The sequence below is a fragment of the Mycolicibacter icosiumassiliensis genome (assembly GCF_900078685.2).
Taxonomy (GTDB): Bacteria; Actinomycetota; Actinomycetes; order Mycobacteriales; family Mycobacteriaceae; genus Mycobacterium; species Mycobacterium icosiumassiliensis.
In genome coordinates this window covers 795,653-813,560 of sequence record NZ_LT546166.1, presented here as the reverse complement: position 1 = coordinate 813,560, position 17,908 = coordinate 795,653, and the positions used below count along the sequence as shown (strand labels likewise).

The following is a 17,908-nucleotide window of genomic DNA, read 5'->3' as shown; positions in this document are numbered from 1 at the left end:
CGTCAGTCGGCCTTGCGGCGGAAGATCTTTCGGCCGAGCCAGACCACCGGGTCATAGCGGTTCCCGGCCACCCGTTCCTTCATCGGGATGATGGCGTTGTCGGTGATCGTGATGTGTTCCGGGCAGACCTCGGTGCAGCACTTGGTGATGTTGCACAGTCCGAGGCCGGCGTCGTCCTGAGCGAAGTCACGCCGGTCGGCGGCGTCCAGCGGGTGCATGTCCAACTCGGCGAGCCGAATGAACATCCGCGGCCCGGAGAACCGTGGCTTGTTCTCCTCGTGGTCTCGGATGACGTGGCAGACGTTCTGGCACAGGAAGCACTCGATGCATTTGCGGAACTCCTGGGAGCGCTCCACATCCACCTGCTGCATCCGATACTCGCCGGGCTTGAGATCCGCCGGGGGCTTGAAAGCCGGCATCTCGCGGGCCTTCTCGTAGTTGAACGAGACATCGGTGACCAGGTCGCGAACCACGGGGAAGGTCCGCACCGGGGTCACCGTGATCGTTTCAGCTGGATCGAACGTCGACATTCGCGTCATGCACATCAGTCGCGGAAGTCCGTTGATCTCCGCCGAACAGGATCCGCATTTGCCGGCCTTGCAGTTCCAGCGCACGGCCAGGTCCGGGGTCTGGGTGGCCTGCAGGCGGTGGATCACGTCGAGCACCACCTCGCCCTCGTTGACCTCGACCTCGAAATCCTGAAGTCCACCGCCGCCAACGTCACCGCGCCAGACTCGCAGGTGGGCGTTGTGTGTCATTACGCTCTCCGTCCCGGATGTTGCGCCAGCTCTTGGTCGGTGTAGTACTTCTCCAGTTCGGAGATCTCGAACAGCTCCAGCAAGTCCTCGCGCATCCCGACCTGTGGCTCTGGGGTGACCGTGATGTCGGGAACCGCGCTATGGTCCGCGACCCGGCAGACCAGTAGAGTCTTGCGCCAGTTCGAGTCCATCCCCGGGTGGTCGTCGCGGGTGTGCCCGCCGCGGCTCTCGGTGCGTTGCAGCGCGGCTTTGGCGACGCATTCGCTGACCAGCAGCATGTTGCGCAGGTCGACGGCCAGATGCCAGCCCGGGTTGTAGTGCCGTCCGCCGTCCACGGTGACGGCCGCGAACCGGGCCTTGAATTCCTCCAGGCGAACCAGGGCCTGCTCCAGCTCGCCGGCGTTGCGGATGATGCCCACCAGGTCGTTCATCGACTGTTGCAGCTCGGCGTGCAGGGTGTACGGGTTCTCCGGTACGCCGCCACCGGCTGGGCCGTTGAACGGCGCCAGTGCCAGCTCGGCGGCGGCCGCCAGCGCCGCCGGTGCCACCGCCGGCCGGGTGTGCAGGCCCTGCACGTATTGCGCCGCGCCCAAACCGGCGCGGCGGCCGAACACCAACAGGTCCGACAGGGAGTTGCCACCGAGCCGGTTGGAACCGTGCATCCCGCCGGAGCATTCGCCGGCGGCGAACAGTCCGGGCACCGCCGCTGCGCCGGTGTCCGGTTCGACTTCGATGCCACCCATCACGTAGTGGCAGGTGGGGCCGACTTCCATTGCGTCCTTGGTGATGTCGACCTCAGCGAGCTGCATGAACTGGTGGTACATCGAGGGCAGCCGGCGCTTGATCTCCTCCGGCGTGAGCCGAGAGGCGATGTCGAGGAACACTCCGCCGTGCGGCGAACCGCGTCCGGCCTTGACTTCGGAGTTGATGGCGCGGGCCACCTCGTCACGGGGCAGTAGGTCCGGGGTGCGGCGGGCCGAGTCGTTGTCCTTGAGCCACTGATCGGCCTCTTGCTCGGTCTCGGCGTACTGACCCTTGAACACCGGCGGGATGTAGTCGAACATGAACCGGGTTCCGTCGGAGTTCTTGAGCACCCCGCCGTCGCCGCGCACGCCCTCGGTGACCAGGATCCCCTTGACGCTGGGGGGCCACACCATCCCGGTCGGGTGGAACTGGACGAACTCCATGTTGATCAGCGTCGCGCCGGCCCGCAGCGCCAGCGCATGCCCGTCGCCGGTGTACTCCCAGGAGTTCGACGTCACCTTGAACGACTTGCCGATGCCACCGGTGGCCAGCACCACTGCCGGCGCTTCGAACAATACGAAGTTACCGCTTTCGCGCCAGTAGCCGAATGCACCCGAAATGGCGCCAGTGGCTTCGTCTTTGAGCAGTTCGGTGATGGTGCACTCATGAAAGATCTTGATCCGGGCCTCGTAGTCACCGAACTGGGCATAGTCGTCCTGCTGCAGCGAAACCACTTTCTGCTGCATGGTGCGGATCAATTCCAGGCCGGTGCGGTCTCCGACGTGGGCCAACCGCGGATAGGTGTGGCCACCGAAGTTGCGCTGGTTGATTTTTCCGTCGGGGGTGCGGTCGAACAGCGCACCGTAGGTCTCCAGTTCCCAGACCCGTTCGGGTGCTTCCCTGGCGTGCAGTTCGGCCATCCGCCAGTTGTTGAGGAACTTCCCGCCGCGCATGGTGTCGCGGAAGTGCACCTGCCAGTTGTCCTTGGAGTTGACGTTGCCCATTGACGCCGCGCAACCGCCCTCGGCCATCACGGTGTGCGCCTTACCGAACAGTGACTTGCACACCACCGCAACGCTGAGGCCCTGTTCGCGGGCTTCGATCACCGCGCGCAGGCCAGCGCCGCCGGCACCGATCACGACCACGTCGTAGGAGTGCCGCTGCACTTCAACCATGAATTCTCGTTAACCCTTCGTGTGATCGCGGCGCTTAGCCGACGAACCGGAAATCGGTGATGACGCCGCTGGATACCAGGGCGACGTAGAGGTCGGTGAACGCCAATGTGCCCAGGGTGATCCAGGCGAACTTCTGGTGCCGGCCGTTGAACCAGCTGATCTTCGTCCAGAACCAGTAGCGGACCGGGTGTTTGGAGAAGTGGTTGAGGCGGCCGCCGAATACGTGTCGGCAGGAATGGCAGCCGCCGGTGTAGGCCCAGAGCATTGCCACGTTCGTGAACAACACGATGTTGCCCAGGCCGAACCCGAATCCGCCGGGCCCGTCGTCGGAGTGCAGCGCGGCGAACGCGTCATAGGTATTGAGGGCGGCCAGCGCGAACGCGGCATAGAAGAAGTAGCGGTGGCTGTTCTGCAGGATCAGCGGGAAGCGCGTCTCGCCGGTGTAGTGCGCGCGGGGTTCGGGTACCGCGCACGCCGTGGGCGACTGCCAGAAGGCACGGTAATAGGCCTTCCGGTAGTAGTAACAGGTGAGCCGGAAACAGAGCAGAAAGGGCAATACCAACGCCCCCAAGGGAATCCACCGAGGGAACTCCGGCAACCAGACGCCCAGGTGGCTTGAGCCGGGCACACACGACGCGCTGATGCACGGCGAGTAGAACGGCGTCAGGTAGTGGTACTTGTCAACCCAGTAGGCGCTGCCCCAGAACGACCGGATGGTCGCATAGATGATGAACGCGTCCAGTCCGAGGTTCACCCGCAGCGGCGAGAGCCACCAGCGGTCGGTACGCAGGGTGCGATTCGCGATCCGTGCGCGAGTCGCCGAGAAGACGCCGGGACGGTTCACGGCGGGTGCGCTCATCTGGTGGGGTTCCCTTCGGCTTAGTTCGTCGGAGGGCGCCCCTTGGCCGCAAGCAGCACCCGGTGTGGGTCAGTACCTGCCTTGGCCGCCGACGCCTTCGTCGTCGACGTCACGCCAGAATTCGCTGTCGTATTCCGTGTCGGGGATGGCGATCTTCTCGTGCGACCGCTCGGCCGCCCAACGCTCCAGGTCCATCTCTCCGGCGTCGGATTCGAGGAGTTGAACATCGGTGAGGATGCGCTCGGCATCCAGTTCGATGCGGCGCATTCCGGGAATGTCGCCGAACCGGGTCTTCAGCCCCAGCACGCAACGCCGCAAGTCACCAATCAGGGTGTGCAGTTCGGCGAGTTCGGTAGTGCTCGACACCAGACCTCCTCGGGTGGTACGGATCACAGTACGTTCACTCGATGCTAGTCACATGAGGAACGGAACGTGAGACAGATCACGTTGTGCGAGGGATGTGTTGGACGCCGAAAACCCCCACACACGGCCGTGTGCAGGGGTTTTCGGACCTGACGGTGCCTAGCTGGCCTACTTGGTGATGGCGATACTTTGCGGCTGGGTGCCGGCGTACACGCCCGCTATCCGGACGGTGAGTACGCCGGCGTCATACGACGCCGTCACGGCGTCGCCGGTGACGTGCGCTGGAACCGTGAACGAGCGGCGGAACGCGCCGTAGCGCACCTCGCGCAGCGTGCGATTGGTGGCCGCGTCGCCGGTGTCGGCGTGTTCGTCGCGGCGTTCGCCGCGCACCACCAGGCGACCGCTGTCGAGCTCGACCGTCACGTCCTTGTCGACGTCGAGGCCCGGCAGCTCAAGCCGGACCACCGCGTCGTCGCCGTCCTTGGCGAACCCGCTCGCCGCGGGCGCCCGCCAGTCGCTGGCAGTGGCCGGGCTGAAGAAGTCGCGGACCCAACGGTCGGTGTCGAAGGGGTGGCTTGAATGGGACTTGAATGGACGCTGCCACAGTGTCAGGGTGCTCATGGGTGTCTCCTTGCGGTAATTGCCGGCGTGCCGGTCGGGTACCGGTCCGTCACCGGATAGAACTTGAGTCGACCACGCTAAAGTTCCGTGTTCACCGAGAGTGAAACGGACGTCTCAGAACGGGCTGCAGTGAGGAGTCTCACAGCCGAGTGAGCACACCGTCACATACTTGTAACGTGTGGCGATACTCCGGCAATGGTTGATTGCCTAGTCTTTTCGGTATGACCACGATCGAAACCCCGCGCGCCGTCAAGGACCTTGTTGTGGTCGGACACGGCATGGTGGGGCACCGTTTCGTGGAGGCCCTGCGCAGCCGGTCTGGCGGTGGCAACTGGCGGGTCACGGTGCTTGCCGAGGAGTCCGATCCTGCCTACGACCGGGTCGGGTTGACCGCCTATACCGATGGGTGGGACCGATCCCGGCTGGCGCTGCCGGGCAACGACTACGCCGACGACGAGCAGGTGCGGCTGATGCTGAGCACCCGGGTCGAGAAGGTGGACCTGGCTGACAAGTCGGTGCTCGCCGTGGATGGACAGCGTTACGGCTACGACACCCTGGTGCTGGCGACCGGGTCGCGGGCATTCGTCCCGCCGGTGCCGGGCCACGACCTGCCCGGCTGCCACGTTTACCGGACCCTGGACGATCTGGACGGAATCAGGGCCGATATCGAGTGCATGCTGGAAGCCGGTAACAGCCGCGCCGGAGTGGTGATCGGGGGCGGGCTGCTGGGGCTGGAGGCCGCCAACGCGCTGCGCGCGTCCGGGATCGAACCGCACATCGTCGAGATGGCGCCGCGACTGATGCCGCAACAGCTCGATGACGCCGGCGGTGTGCTGCTGAGCCGGATGATCTCGGACCTCGGTATCGCGGTGCACGTCGGCGTGGGTACCGAGTCCATCGAGCAACTGACCCACCAATACGGTTCGCCCACCCTGCGGGTGCAGCTGTCCGACGGCACCGCGATCGAGGCGGGACTGGTGATCTTCGCCGCCGGGGTGCGCCCGCGCGACGAACTGGCGCGTGAGGCCGGCCTGGCGATCGCCGAGCGCGGCGGTGTGTTGACCGACCTGTGCTGTCGGACCAGCGATTCCGACGTGTACGCGATCGGCGAGGTGGCCGCCATCGAAGGTGTCTGCTACGGATTGGTCGGACCCGGCTACACCAGCGCCGAGGTGGTCGCCGACCGCCTGTTGGAGGGTGTGGCCGAATTCGGTGAGGCCGACATGTCTACCAAGCTCAAGCTGCTCGGCGTCGACGTGGCCAGCTTCGGCGACGCGATGGGGGCGACCGAGAACTCGCTGTCGGTCGTGGTCAATGACCCGGTGAAGCGTACCTACGCCAAACTGGTGCTCTCCGATGACGCCAAGACGCTGCTCGGCGGGATCCTTGTCGGCGACGCCTCTTCCTACGGCGTGCTGCGTCCGATGGTCGGCGCTGAGTTGCCCGGCGATCCGCTGGACTTGATCGCCCCGGCCGGATCCGGGGGTGGCAAGACCGCGTTGGGGATCAGTGCGCTGCCCGGGGCGGCGCAGATCTGCTCCTGTAACAACGTCAGCAAGGAACAGCTGTGCGACGCGATCGCCGGCGGTTGCCACGATGTGCAGGCCCTGAAGGATTGCACCAAGGCAGGAACGTCCTGCGGATCGTGCATCCCGCTGCTCAAAGAGCTGCTGGTCGCTCAGGGAGTGGAGCAGTCAAAGGCGTTGTGCGAGCACTTCGCCCAGTCCCGCGCGGAGCTCTTCGAGATCGTGCAGGTCACCGGAATCCGCACCTTCTCCGAACTGCTGGATCGGTTCGGCACGGGCTACGGCTGCGATATCTGCAAGCCCACCGTCGCCTCCATTCTGGCGTCCACCGGCTCCGAGCACATCCTCGAGGGCGAGCAGGCGGCCCTGCAGGACACCAACGACCACTTCCTGGCCAACATTCAGCGCAACGGGAGCTACTCGGTGGTTCCGCGGGTGCCCGGCGGCGAGATCAAGCCCGAACACCTGATCCTGATCGGCCAGATCGCCCAGGAATTCGGCCTTTACACCAAGATCACCGGCGGGCAGCGCATCGACATGTTCGGTGCGCGGGTGGATCAGCTGCCCGCGATCTGGCGCAAGCTGGTCGACGCCGGCATGGAATCCGGTCAGGCCTATGGCAAGTCGTTGCGGACGGTGAAGAGCTGTGTGGGCAGCGACTGGTGCCGCTACGGGCAGCAGGACTCCGTGAAGATGGCCATCGACTTGGAGCTGCGCTACCGCGGGCTGCGCGCGCCGCACAAGATCAAGATGGGCGTCTCGGGCTGTGCCCGGGAGTGCGCCGAGGCGCGCGGTAAAGACGTCGGTGTGATCGCCACCGAGATCGGTTGGAACCTCTACGTCGGCGGCAATGGTGGCATGTCGCCCAAGCACGCCCAGCTGCTCGCCAGCGACCTCGACACCGAGACCGTGTTCCGCTACGTCGACCGGTTCCTGATGTTCTACATCCGCACCGCCGATCGGCTGCAGCGCACCGCACCGTGGATCGAGGCGATGGAAGGCGGACTCGACCACGTCCGCGAGGTCGTCTGCGACGACTCCCTGGGACTGGCCGCCGAATTCGAGGCGGAGATGGCCCGCCACGTCGACAACTACACCGACGAGTGGAAGGGCGTTCTCGACGACCCGGAGAAGCTGTCGCGATTCGTCTCTTTCGTCAACGCCCCCGATGCCGAAGACCCAACCGTCGCGTTCACCGTGCGCGACGGCCGCAAGATCCCGTTACCCGTCCCCGTCCTGCGTTCATCTGAGGAGGAATCATGAGTACCAGCAAGACTGAAATCTGGACCACCGCCTGCCGCTACGACAGTCTGATTCCCGGCCTCGGCGTGGGCGTCCTGCTTGCCAACGGTGAGCAGGCGGCATTGTTCCGGCTTGACGACGGCTCGGTCCGCGCGGTGTGCAACATCGACCCGTTCTTCCGGGCTGCGGTGCTGTCCCGCGGAATCGTGGGCGACCGCGGCGGCCGGCTTTCGGTCATCTCCCCGTTGAAGAAGCAGGCATTTGCGTTCGACGACGGCAGCTGCCTGGATGACCCGAGCGTCTCGGTGCCGGTGTACCCGACTCGGATCAGCGAGGACGGTTACGTGCAGGTCGGCCAGAGCGTCCCGCAGAGGGCCGTCGCTTAGCCGGCCACTTGGTCTATCTCGTCCACCGCCAGGCGATAGCCTCGCTTGACAACGGTAGCGACAATATTCTTGTCGCCCAAGGTTGTTCGCAGCCGCAAAATTGCGGTCTCTACCGCATGGGTGTTGGCGCCGTTGCCGGGCAGCGCTTCGAGGAGGGTCTGCCGTGAGACGACTTGGCCGGGCTGGTGAGCCAGCGCCCGTAAAGTAGCCATGCTCGAGGGCGACAGCGCCTTGGCCGCCCCGTCGACTAACACGCAGCTGCTGCGGACTTCGATTCGATGGCCGGCAGCGTGCAGGGTGAAGGTGCGCAGCCGAGGCAACTCGTCGATGATATGACGAGCCAACGCCCCCAATCGCATTCGCTGCGGCGAATAGGTCGGGACGTTCAAGAGCGCCAGCGGCCGCGCCGTCAACGGTCCGACGCACATCGCGTGTACGTCGGACCGCAGAGCCCGTAGCAGCGCATCGGAGATACCGAGATCGGCCGCGCGGGTCAGTGTCGCCATCACAGCGGCAGCCGAAGTGAAGCTGACCGCGTCGAATTGGCGTTGCGCGAGCTGAGCGGTGAGCTGGTCGAATTCCCCGCCCGGCTGGGCCGGGCGCCACCGGTAGACGGGAATGGGCAGTACTTCGGCTCCGGCCCTGCGAAATTGGTCGAGCAGCTCAGGGGCCGGATCCCAGTCCCCGGTGGTGCCGTGCAGCTGTACCGCCATGCGGGAGCCGGCAATGTCGGCCTTCAGGTAATCGACCATCGCGGCTGACGACTCGCAGTCGGGCGACCACTCCTCGGACAGGCCCACAGTGCGCACTGCGCCGACTGCCTTCGGCCCGCGGGCCACGATGCGGGCGGTGGTCAGGGCTGCGATCAGCCGGTCGGCGATGCCCCATCCCTCGGCGGCGGCGATCCAGCCGCGGAAGCCCATGGCGGTCGTCACAACCAGGACATCGGGTGGTGTCTCGATCAATGATTCGGTGCGCCCGTGCAATACAACGTCGTCGGTCAAGTCGATCATGGTGATGGCTGGGACTGCGCAGACCGAGGCGCCGTGGCGCCGCAGCAAGGTGCAGAGCTCGTCAGCGCGGCGCGCTGACGTCACTGCGACCCGGTAGCCGCTCAGCGACGTGGACACCTTAGGCCGGTGCCAGCGCGGCCCGAGCCGGTTGCGTGGCGAAGAACGGCCGACGTACGTACCTCAGCCAGGTCAGCGCCGCGGCCCCGACATAACCCACCAGGAAGATCCAGAATGCTGTCGTAGCCGAGCCGCTGGTGATATACGACTGGCGCAGAGCCAGATTGATTCCTACGCCGCCCAATGCGCCGACGGCACCAGCGAACCCGATCAACGCGCCCGACATGGCTCGTGCCCAGTGCCGACGGTCGCTCTCGGGCATACCCATTCGGTGGCTGCGGGCTTCGAAGACCGACGGAATCATCTTGTATACCGAGCCATTGCCGATTCCGGACACGACGAACAGCGCCACGAAGCCGATGACGTAACCCACCATGACGGCGCCGGTAGTGGGACCGGTGCGGTTGCTGTCCAGGGTGCTCACGCCAACAAGCAATCCGGAGGCTGCGAATAACCCGCCGAAAGCGGCCAGCGTGACTCGGCTGCCGCCGAGGCGATCGGCCAGGCGCCCGCCGAAGATCCGGGACAGTGATCCCAAAAGCGGACCCAAAAAGGCGATTTGAGCGGCGTGCAAGGAAGCCTGTGCGGGGCTCTGGCCGCTGCCCACAAAGCTGATCTGCAGGACCTGGCCGAACGCGAACGAGAATCCGATGAAGGAGCCGAATGTGCCGATGTAAAGCAGTGCGACTATCCAGGTGTCGAGCTCGGGAAGGATCGAGCGCATCGCGGTCAAGTCGGCCTTTTGGCTGTCGAGGTTATCCATGAACAGCGCTGCGCCGATTGCCGCGAATGCAAGGAAGACCAAATAGATCGCACACACCCAATACGGCTGGCGGTTGCCCACAGTGGCCAGCACGGCCAATCCGACCAGCTGGATCAGCGGAACGCCCAGGTTGCCGCCACCGGCGTTGACTGCCAGCGCCCAGCCCTTGAGCCGGTGCGGGTAAAAGGCGTTCACATTGGTCATTGAGGCGGCAAAGTTACCGCCGCCCAGGCCGGTAAGTGCCGCGCACACCAGGTACGGCCACAGTGGCAGACCTGGATGAGCCAGCAGGCCCATCATTGCGATGGTCGGGATCAACAGCACCAGCGCGGAGAAAATCGTCCAATTCCGGCCGCCGAAGGCCGCGGTGGCGAGCGAATACGGTATGCGCAGCACGCCGCCGACGAACGTAGCCGTGGCTGCCAGCAGGAACTTGTCGCCGGCGCTGAAGCCGTACACCGACTCCGGCATGAACAGCACCATCACCGACCAGATCGACCAGATCGAGAAGCCGGCGTGCTCAGCAACTGTTGACCAGATCAGGTTGCGCCGCGCGATCTTGTCGTTGCCGGCCTTCCAGGCCACGGTGTCTTCGGGATCCCACTGGGTGATTACGTGTGAACGAGCCATGTGGTCACCGTAGAAATGTTTCGTTACCACCATGCTGCACAAGGTGACCCGCCCGTGAACTTCTCCTCACGGCGCTATGGGCGGTGTGTAAGGCGCAGGGCGCGTCCGGCACACGTGGAGCAAGCAAAGATCGCCGATCAACATGGCAGAGTCGGAAACGAATTCACCAGGGCTGGTGTCAGCGGTGCTTCGCGCCGACGCAGACCGCTGCAGAAAGGGTGTTATCGCACCGGAATCCGCGTGTGGGCACTGATGAACCGGTCAGCGACGACTCGGGCGATCCCGGGATGCGTGCCCAATGGCTCGGTCACCAGATCCGCCCCGGCGTTGTGCAGGCGGCGCTGGAAAAGGCCGTCGGCCAACAAGTACGACGCGATCATCACGCGCGAGGCGCCTTGGCTGCGCAAGGCTGCGACGGCTTCCGGGACACTGGGGCCACCGATGGCGGCGAACGCCACAGTGACGGGCGATCCGATCAGCCCAGACAGTATCTCCGCTGCATGGGTCAGGTCGTTCTGCGCCACCGGATCTGATGAACCGGCAGCGGCGAGAACCACCGAGTCTCCAGGGCGCCAGCCTGATTCGGTCAGCCGAGCGGCGACCACCGCGGCAACATTAGGGTCGGGTCCCAGTGCCGGAGTGATCGTGACGTCCGGGTGGCCGCTGGCCGCGACCTGAGTGGGTACGTCGACACGGACGTGGTAGCCGCGGGCCAGAAAGGCGGGTACCAGGATCGCCTCCCGGCCGCTCTCGGCCTCAGCGGCAAGGATCTCCGCGGGGCTGGGCCCCAGTACGTCGACGAATGCCACTCTGACAGGCTGCGCCAACAAGGCGCTGACCCGGTCGGCGAGTTCGCCGATCATCAGGACCCCATCGGGCTGGCGGGTGCCGTGCGCGACCAAGATGGGGATCATGCTGCGCCCTGCTCGCTGTCGATGGCGAGTCGGTACCCCCGCTTGACTACCGTGGCGACGATCTGGCTGTCGCCCAGCGCCGTTCGGAGCCGGAGCACGGCAGACTCGACGGCGTGCATGCTGTTGCCGCGCCCCGGAAGTGCGCGCAGCAGGGTGTCCCGGGGAACGACGTTGCCCGGACGGTGCGCCAGGGCACGCAGGGCGGCCAGGCCGGCTGGAGAGACCGGCTTGACCATCCCGTCCACGAGAACCCGGCTTTCCTCGATCTCAATACGGTGACCGGCGGCGTAAACGGCGGTACTCATGTATAAGATTTAGCCCCAGTCGATTTCATCCGTGTTACCGACCCATTTCGGAACCGTTGCTCCATTGCGGCCCGGTGTTCCAGGTCACGCCGAGATTTTCTCGGTGCCGACTGGAACATCGGCGCTGCGGGCGCCGCGCACCCGCGGTGGCCGCCGAACGTACATCACCCAGGTCAATCCCGCAGCGGCGCAGTACGACGCCAGGAAGACCCAGAATGCCGGTGTTTCGGTACCGGAGCTGGCGTAGGCCTGACGCAAGATCAGGTTGATGGCGACCCCGCCGAGCGCGCCGACGGCGGTGGAGAACCCGATCAGGGCACCGGAGTGCGAACGTGCCCAATGCCGGCGCTCGGCCTCGTCGGCGTCCAGCGACCGGCTGCGGGCCTCGAAGATCGACGGGATCATCTTCAATACCGAACCGTTGCCCATCCCGGCCAGGATGAACAGCACCATGAATGCGGCCACGTAGAGCACGATCGTCGATGTGGTCGCCCGACTGTTGTGGTCGTCGGCAGTGCTGGTGACAACCAGTACCGCAGTGGCCAGGATCATGCCCACGAACACCGCGAAGGTGACGCGGCCGCCGCCGCGGCGGTCGGCCACCCGGCCGCCGTAGATGCGGGACAAGCCCAGGAATGCAATTCGCGCGGCGTAGAGTGCCGCCTCGGCGGGGCTATGGCCGGCTTTCTCGAACGTTTCGTGCAGCACCTGGGCGAAGGCGAATGCGAAGCCGATGAACGAGCCGAACGCCGCGCAGTACAGGGCCGAAACGATCCAGCTGTCCGAGACCGACAGGATCGATCGGATGTTGCCCACCTCTTCCATACCGTGGTCGAGGTTGTCCATCCACAGCGCCGCGCATACGCCGACGACGGCAAGCAGGACCAGGTAGATCGCACAGACCAATTCCGGCCTAGTGTTGCCGAGGGTGGCCAGCACCAACAGTCCGACCAGCTGGATGGCCGCCACCCCGAGGTTGCCGATGCCGCCGCACAGCCCGAGTGCGATGCCCTTGAGCCGCTGGGGGTAGAAGGCGTCGACGTTAGCCAGCGATGCAGCGTAGTTGCCGCCGCCCAGCCCGGTCAGCGCTGCGCACACTAGGTACATCCATAGCGGATGGCCGGGTTTGGCCAGTAGCAGCAGCGTTCCTGCGGTCGGGACCAGCAGAATCAGCGAGGAGAACACCGCCCAGTCCCGGCCGCCGAATTTCGCGGTGGCCCGCACATAGGGCACCCGGGCGCAGCCACCGACCAGCGTGGCGACCGCGGCCAACAGGAGCTTGTCGCCGGCCTTGATGCCGTACACGGACTCGGGCATGAACAGGACCACCACGGACCATAACGACCAGATGGAGAACGCGACATGCGTGCTGACGGTGGACCAGATCAGGTTGCGCCGCGCGATGGCGGCGTTGCCGGCCTCCCAGGCTGCGGAGTCCTCAGGATCGAAATTGCTGATGTGGCGGTTCGTCATGCGGTCTCCTCAGGCTCTGGCACACCGCGACACGAAGAATCTCGCATCACGATGGACGGTGTGCGAACCTACCGAGCTGATCTGGCAAGTGGCAGGGCAGAACCTGAAAATGCGTTGGACTCACGGCTTCTGAGTGGCCCACATCACGTATTAGGCGTGCACACAGGATATTTCGCCTGGTGGACCGGCCGAGCGTAGAAGCGTTGCGTTCGGTTGGAATCTTCTGTCAGCTCACTGGAAGCCAGACGTTGACGGCCTTTGCGATCTGGAGATACAGCGGTATCCCGATGGTCACGTTGTAGGAGAACGTCAGGCCCAGAGATGCGGCCAGTGGGACCGTCGGACTGGCCTCAGGTATCGCCATTCGTTGCACCGCCGGGACGGCGATGTAGGAAGCCGCGCCGCACAACACGGCGAACAGCACGTAGCTGCCGGCCTCGAAATGGGTGCCGGTGACTTGCGAATAGGTATGGATGAGGAAAATTCCGGCTATCGCAAACAGATTGGGCGCCAACAATCCAAAGACGATCAAACCGCGTCCCGCGGACCGCAGGTCCTTGAGCTTGCGTGAGGCTGTCATCCCCATTTCGAGCAGGAAGAGGCACAGCATCCCCTGGAATGCGGTGACGAAGACGTGGTCGCCGTCCTCGATGACCGAGGCTCCCTGCAGGCGGCCGACGAAGCCGATCAGGATCCCACCGAACAGCAGGTAGAGCCCCGGGTTGAGCAGTACCTCCCGCAGCAGCGCTCCGCTGGGCGGGGCCGAGGACGTCGTTACCGTTGTCGTACTCGTCTGGACCTGCTCCTGCCTCTCCAGTGCGAGGTCGATTTCGTCTTGGATCCCCTGGCCATGCCGCATCGTGGTGTCCGCTCCGTTCGCCTGGGCGGCGGCGACGACGAGTTGACGGCTGGCCTTCTTGTTGTAACCGGGCTCGTCGGGCATGTTGCCGCGGGCGTCCATTCCGCGTGCCCGCATCCGCGACACCAGGGCCAGGGCCACGATGCAGCCCGGTATCTCCATGACCGCCAGCATCACCGGCATGTAAGCGTCAAACGCGATGTCCAGCGTGGCTAGCACGCCAAGGCAGGTAGCGAAAGTGCCAGCGGAGTCCGACCCGTAATACCCGGCGACGGTGGCACGGTCGATTCGTCTCATCTTGGTCATCCGGGTCAGCAACCAGTAGGCGACGAATCCGATGATCAAGTTGGTGGCGAAGCCCAGCACGACGAAGCCCAGGACACCACCGATGCTCGATGAATCGATGGTGGCGAGCTCTTCGCCGCCATGCCAGCCGATGGCCAGCAGTAGATACAACGTCAAGCCCTGATACAGCACATAGGGGAACTCGAACTGGATCTTCAGCAGTGGGATGAGGAACCCCATGTAGAAGAAAAGCAACAGTGGCTTGAACAAGTTGTGGGTGAAGTTGTGCCAGAACTCGTACAGCATGAGGGTGCGTCTTTCGAGAGGGGGACTGTGCAGGGCGGGGGCAAGCCGTGACGGTCACACCATAGGGCCCGTTTCGTTGGGCGTCGCCCCGAAGTCAGGGCCCTGTGACGATTGGCAGCAGAGTGGCAGGGAGTCACAAAATCCGGCCCTGCGCCCGAAACGTCCGGGGGTGGGGCGCGCGGCGTCGGTGCGGCCAGTGCGCTCGAATTTCCCAGGTCAGAGCCCGGGAAATGTTCTCGCCGGCGGGGATCGGTCGCAAAGCACGCGTCAGAGAGCCGGTTCGGCGGTGAGCTTGACGCAATATTAAGTTAACAATCAATCCGGCTGACGCCCCAATCGCACGGCTGATTCTTATGAACAGTCCAGAGATCGCGTGCGGTTAGGTCCGACGCCCGCCCGGCGACCGGGCACACACCGTCTGTCTACCGGCCGTTAACCGGTCGGCTACCAGACATGCCCGTCGCGCCAGTCGCACGTCAGCTCGGCGGTGGTGTCAAGTTCCGTCCCCACTGGCATGACAAACACGGTGCCGTCCGCCTCGGGGGTGCGCACCGGCCCGGTCGGCGCCAGGACGGCCGTGGGTCCGCGCCACGGCAACCAACCCCGCGCCGTGTAGAGCCGGCGGCTGATACTTGGCGAACTGAGCGCGCCGAGTTCGAAGGCGCCGCGGACCACCTGCTCGCACGCCTGAAGCACCGCGGTGCCCAGGCCCCGCTCCCGGTGATCGGCCTGGACGGTGACGGCTTCTATATAGCCGCACCGCAGAGATCTGCCGCGATAGAGCAGTTGGCGCCGGATCACGCAGCCATGGGCGATCAGGACGCCGTGACGCCAGATCAACGCGTGCATGCCGCCGAGTGCGTGCTGCCAGTCGGCGTCGGAAAGTGTGCCCCCGGAGGCTTCGGTGACCAGCCGATGGGCGCCGCGGCGGGTCTCATCATCCAGATCGCAGGTGTGGATCAGGCGGGCGGTATGAACCTGGCCGGGCACCCGACCGGCCTACCAGGCCGAGCGTGCGGCGGGGTGCTGACGGGGCCGAGACCAGTGCATCCGCACGGTCTGCCCGGGCCGGACCTGGGCCAAGGTATCGATGTCCTCGTCAACCACCACCCCGACCACCGGGTAGGCGCCGGTCACCGGATGGTCGGGACCCAGGATTATTGGAAAGCCGTTGGGCAGGATCTGGATAGCGCCGCGGTCGACACCTTCGGCGGGCAATTGCCGGTCCGGCCAACGGTATTCCAGCGGCATCCCCACCAAGCGCATGCCCACGCGGTCGCTACGGTTACTCACCAGCCAGTTGGTGCGCACCATGATGTCGGGGTCGACGAACCAGTCGTCGCGCGGCCCGGGGGTTACCCGCAACTCGACCACGTCGTCGGGGATGGTCGCCACCGGCGCCTGGTCGATCTCGGGGTAGTGGCCGGTCCGTTGCCCGATCCGCAGCACGTCACCGTCGCGCAACGGGGCGGGGCCGATCTCACCCATCACGTCGTAACTGCGGGAACCCAGCACAGGGGTGACGTCGATGCCGCCCCGCACCGCCAGATAGCTGCGCAGCCCCGACCGCGGCCTGCCCAAGGAGACCACCTGGCCGTCGCGGACGTGCTGGATGCTGTTGGTGCCGAAGCTGACTCCGTTGACATTCGGGTCGGTGTCGGCGCCGGTGACCGCGATGTCGACATCTCCGCCGTGGACCCGCACGGAAAATCCGCCGAATGCCACCTCGATGGTGGCCCGATCGTCGGGATTGGCCAGCAGGCGGTTGGCCAACTTGTGCGAGCGCCGGCCCGGCCCAGATCCTCGACCAGGGCCAGCGGGCCGGTGTGCAGAATTTCGAGAGTGGTTGTCATGGCGATCACGCGGCCCGGAATTGCACGGACAGGCCCGGCGTCAACAGCGCCGGGGCGGGACGGTCCAGGTCCCACAACACGGCGTCGGTGTGGCCGATCACCTGCCAGCCGCCCGGCCACTGACGCGGGTAGATGCCGCTGAACCGGCCGGCCAGGGCCACCGAGCCGGCCGGCACCGCGGCACGCAACTCGGCGCGCCGCGGCACCTGGAGCCTGGGGTCGCCGCCGAGCAGGTAGGCGAAACCCGGTGTGGATCCGCCGAACCCCACCAACCAAGGCGTCGCGGTATGGGCATTGATCACCTGGGCAACGCTCAGGCCGGTGTGTTCGGCCACCTCGGTCAGGTCCGGCCCGTCGTAGATGACGTCGACCACCACATCCGCGGGGCCGTCTGGGGCGACAGTCCGGGCCGCGCCGGGGTCGACGTCCAGGGTGGTCAGGCGGCGCCGGACTCCGGCCAGGTACCTGGGTGCGGCCGCTTTCACCAACACCGTGTGCGACGCCGGGACGATGTCGACAACGCCGGGCAACGCGGCGGACCGCAGCGCAGCGGTCCATGCCAGCACGTCGGTGGTGGAGTCGAACTGCAGCAGCAAGGCGCTGTCGCCGTAGTCGAGGATGCTGTCGGTCTGGGTGAGATCCGTGAAATCCAATGCCACGCTCATGCCCACGACGGTAGCCCCGAATGGCGTCAAATAGTGACGTAGAACACAATTCTGCGGGGTATGCCAGAGGGGTCTTACTGAACGCGCAGAGTTGGCCCTAACCGGTGATCTTGGCGATCAGTGCCGGTAGCTGCCCGGCCACTAGCGGGTAGCTCAACGGGGAGGCGAAGGCGATCGCGCCGGCCTGGTCCTTGGTGGTGAAGACGCTGCGGGACTCGAACCCGGAGAGGTCTGGATCGGCCAGCAGCGCCGTGCGCTCGTCGTCGCTCTCGGTGGTCCAGATCAGCACGTCCGCGCCGCCGAGGGCGGAGCCGATCCGGTCGCGCTCGATCACCGTGGGTGCATCGGCGACGGTCAACCCCATCTGGGTCAGAAACGCGGTTCGCCAGCCGGTGGCGACGCTGACATTGCCCCGGTCCAGTCGGCCGGCCAGCAGCAGTCCCTTCTTGCCCTTGAAGCCGGGGTGCGCGGTGGCGACGTCGGTGAACCCGCGGTCGACACCGTCGATCAGCGACTGCATCTGCTGACTGCGATGCACCGCTTTACCGATGGCGGCGGCCTGAACCTTCCAGGGTTCGAAGAAGGCGTCACCGCTCGACTGCGGCACGGTTGGCGCGATCGCCGACAGTTTTTGATAGGTCTCGGCGTCCACTCCGGCGTTCGTCGCGATAATCAGATCCGGCTTGAGGTCGGCGATCTGGGTGACCGCAATCCCGTTGTCCGAGTTCAGCACCACCGGTTTGGCATCCCCGAGCTGTCGCTGTGCCCAGGGCCACACCGCAAACGGCTGATCGCCGAACCAGTTGGTCACCGCGATGGGTACAACGCCGAGCGCCAGCAGGTCGTCCTGGCCGGTGTAGCCGGCGCAGACCACCCGGCTGGGCGGTTCGGGAATGGTGGTCTCACCGAAGATGTGGGTGATAGTGACTGGACCAGGTGCGCCGTCTTCGGGGTGCTCTTTCGACGAACAGGACGCCAGGAGCGCGGCGGCACCGGCCGCGCCGCAGAGGCCGAAAAAGCCACGCCGGCTCCACTGGTCTCGCATGGCGTG

General features: G+C 65.5%; 15 protein-coding genes and 2 pseudogenes. 2 read left to right on the top strand and 15 right to left on the bottom strand.

What is annotated here, in order from left to right; translation table 11 throughout:
• Positions 1–2: 2 nt before the first annotated feature.
• From BN4346_RS27560 to BN4346_RS27540, 5 genes are all read right to left on the bottom strand, one after another.
• Positions 3–758 (bottom strand): succinate dehydrogenase/fumarate reductase iron-sulfur subunit, encoded by a 756-nt coding sequence (locus tag BN4346_RS27560; protein WP_067968671.1) that lies wholly within the window; start codon positions 756–758, stop codon positions 3–5.
• Positions 758–2,677, bottom strand: a complete 1,920-nt coding sequence (locus tag BN4346_RS27555; RefSeq protein ID WP_067968668.1) for a fumarate reductase/succinate dehydrogenase flavoprotein subunit — start codon at positions 2,675–2,677, stop codon at positions 758–760. The genes BN4346_RS27560 and BN4346_RS27555 overlap by 1 nt, the downstream gene beginning before the upstream one ends.
• A gap of 34 nt (positions 2,678–2,711) precedes the next feature.
• Positions 2,712–3,536: a hypothetical protein gene (locus BN4346_RS27550; protein WP_067968665.1), complete on the bottom strand. Its 825-nt coding sequence runs from the start codon at positions 3,534–3,536 to the stop codon at positions 2,712–2,714.
• A gap of 69 nt (positions 3,537–3,605) precedes the next feature.
• Positions 3,606–3,902: a hypothetical protein gene (locus tag BN4346_RS27545; protein WP_067968860.1), complete on the bottom strand. Its 297-nt coding sequence runs from the start codon at positions 3,900–3,902 to the stop codon at positions 3,606–3,608.
• A 165-nt stretch (positions 3,903–4,067) separates the two neighbouring features.
• Positions 4,068–4,520 (bottom strand): Hsp20/alpha crystallin family protein, encoded by a 453-nt coding sequence (locus tag BN4346_RS27540; RefSeq protein ID WP_067968662.1) that lies wholly within the window; start codon positions 4,518–4,520, stop codon positions 4,068–4,070.
• 221 nt (positions 4,521–4,741) lie between these two features.
• Between BN4346_RS27540 and nirB the strand changes: the two genes are divergently transcribed.
• On the top strand, positions 4,742–7,309 hold the full coding sequence (gene nirB, locus BN4346_RS27535) for a nitrite reductase large subunit NirB (RefSeq protein ID WP_067968659.1): 2,568 nt from the start codon (positions 4,742–4,744) through the stop codon (positions 7,307–7,309).
• Entirely contained in the window at positions 7,306–7,674 is a 369-nt protein-coding gene (gene nirD, locus BN4346_RS27530) for a nitrite reductase small subunit NirD (protein WP_067968656.1), read from the top strand. Before nirB ends, nirD begins: the two co-directional genes overlap by 4 nt.
• Here nirD and BN4346_RS27525 read toward each other — a convergent pair.
• The 10 genes and pseudogenes from BN4346_RS27525 to BN4346_RS27480 all read right to left on the bottom strand — a co-directional run bounded on the left by BN4346_RS27525 (position 7,671) and on the right by BN4346_RS27480 (position 17,902).
• Complete coding sequence (locus tag BN4346_RS27525; RefSeq protein ID WP_067968653.1) at positions 7,671–8,804, bottom strand: uroporphyrinogen-III synthase; 1,134 nt, start codon at positions 8,802–8,804, stop codon at positions 7,671–7,673. The two genes, nirD and BN4346_RS27525, sit on opposite strands and share 4 nt — an antisense overlap.
• 1 nt (position 8,805) lies before the next feature.
• Positions 8,806–10,197, bottom strand: a complete 1,392-nt coding sequence (locus BN4346_RS27520; RefSeq protein ID WP_067968857.1) for a nitrate/nitrite transporter — start codon at positions 10,195–10,197, stop codon at positions 8,806–8,808.
• A gap of 221 nt (positions 10,198–10,418) precedes the next feature.
• The gene (locus tag BN4346_RS27515) at positions 10,419–11,111 is read right to left on the bottom strand and encodes a sirohydrochlorin chelatase (RefSeq protein WP_067968650.1); all 693 of its coding nucleotides are present in this window, start codon (positions 11,109–11,111) and stop codon (positions 10,419–10,421) included.
• Positions 11,108–11,398, bottom strand: a pseudogene (locus tag BN4346_RS27510) (winged helix-turn-helix domain-containing protein); the annotation flags it as partial. The gene BN4346_RS27515 and the pseudogene BN4346_RS27510, both read right to left, overlap by 4 nt.
• 102 nt (positions 11,399–11,500) lie before the next feature.
• Positions 11,501–12,889 carry an MFS transporter gene (locus BN4346_RS27505; protein WP_067968643.1) on the bottom strand — a complete coding sequence of 463 codons (1,389 nt, stop codon included), beginning with the start codon at positions 12,887–12,889 and terminating at the stop codon, positions 11,501–11,503.
• A 226-nt stretch (positions 12,890–13,115) separates the two neighbouring features.
• Complete coding sequence (locus BN4346_RS27500; RefSeq protein ID WP_067968640.1) at positions 13,116–14,339, bottom strand: sodium-dependent bicarbonate transport family permease; 1,224 nt, start codon at positions 14,337–14,339, stop codon at positions 13,116–13,118.
• Between the two features lie 444 nt (positions 14,340–14,783).
• Positions 14,784–15,329, bottom strand: a complete 546-nt coding sequence (locus BN4346_RS27495) for a GNAT family N-acetyltransferase (RefSeq protein WP_067968637.1) — start codon at positions 15,327–15,329, stop codon at positions 14,784–14,786.
• Positions 15,330–15,338: 9 nt separating this feature from the next.
• Positions 15,339–16,192, bottom strand: a pseudogene (locus tag BN4346_RS27490) (5-oxoprolinase/urea amidolyase family protein).
• Positions 16,193–16,197: 5 nt separating this feature from the next.
• Positions 16,198–16,857, bottom strand: a complete 660-nt coding sequence (locus tag BN4346_RS27485) for a 5-oxoprolinase subunit B family protein (protein WP_067968634.1) — start codon at positions 16,855–16,857, stop codon at positions 16,198–16,200.
• Between the two features lie 97 nt (positions 16,858–16,954).
• A complete protein-coding gene (locus tag BN4346_RS27480) occupies positions 16,955–17,902 on the bottom strand; it encodes an ABC transporter substrate-binding protein (protein WP_067968631.1) in 948 nt (315 codons plus the stop codon).
• Positions 17,903–17,908 lie beyond the last annotated feature (6 nt).

Bases quoted from the DNA above. Each gene is read 5' to 3' on its own strand.
- BN4346_RS27550 (WP_067968665.1), bottom strand. From the start codon at position 3,536: ATGAGCGCACCCGCCGTGAACCGTCCCGGCGTCTTCTCGGCGACTCGC.
- nirD (WP_067968656.1), top strand. From the start codon at position 7,306: ATGAGTACCAGCAAGACTGAAATCTGGACCACCGCCTGCCGCTACGAC.
- BN4346_RS27520 (WP_067968857.1), bottom strand. From the start codon at position 10,197: ATGGCTCGTTCACACGTAATCACCCAGTGGGATCCCGAAGACACCGTG.
- BN4346_RS27485 (WP_067968634.1), bottom strand. From the start codon at position 16,857: ATGAGCGTGGCATTGGATTTCACGGATCTCACCCAGACCGACAGCATC.
- nirB (WP_067968659.1), top strand. From the start codon at position 4,742: ATGACCACGATCGAAACCCCGCGCGCCGTCAAGGACCTTGTTGTGGTC.
- BN4346_RS27480 (WP_067968631.1), bottom strand. From the start codon at position 17,902: ATGCGAGACCAGTGGAGCCGGCGTGGCTTTTTCGGCCTCTGCGGCGCG.
- BN4346_RS27540 (WP_067968662.1), bottom strand. From the start codon at position 4,520: ATGAGCACCCTGACACTGTGGCAGCGTCCATTCAAGTCCCATTCAAGC.
- BN4346_RS27505 (WP_067968643.1), bottom strand. From the start codon at position 12,889: ATGACGAACCGCCACATCAGCAATTTCGATCCTGAGGACTCCGCAGCC.
- BN4346_RS27515 (WP_067968650.1), bottom strand. From the start codon at position 11,111: ATGATCCCCATCTTGGTCGCGCACGGCACCCGCCAGCCCGATGGGGTC.
- BN4346_RS27500 (WP_067968640.1), bottom strand. From the start codon at position 14,339: ATGCTGTACGAGTTCTGGCACAACTTCACCCACAACTTGTTCAAGCCA.
- BN4346_RS27560 (WP_067968671.1), bottom strand. From the start codon at position 758: ATGACACACAACGCCCACCTGCGAGTCTGGCGCGGTGACGTTGGCGGC.
- BN4346_RS27555 (WP_067968668.1), bottom strand. From the start codon at position 2,677: ATGGTTGAAGTGCAGCGGCACTCCTACGACGTGGTCGTGATCGGTGCC.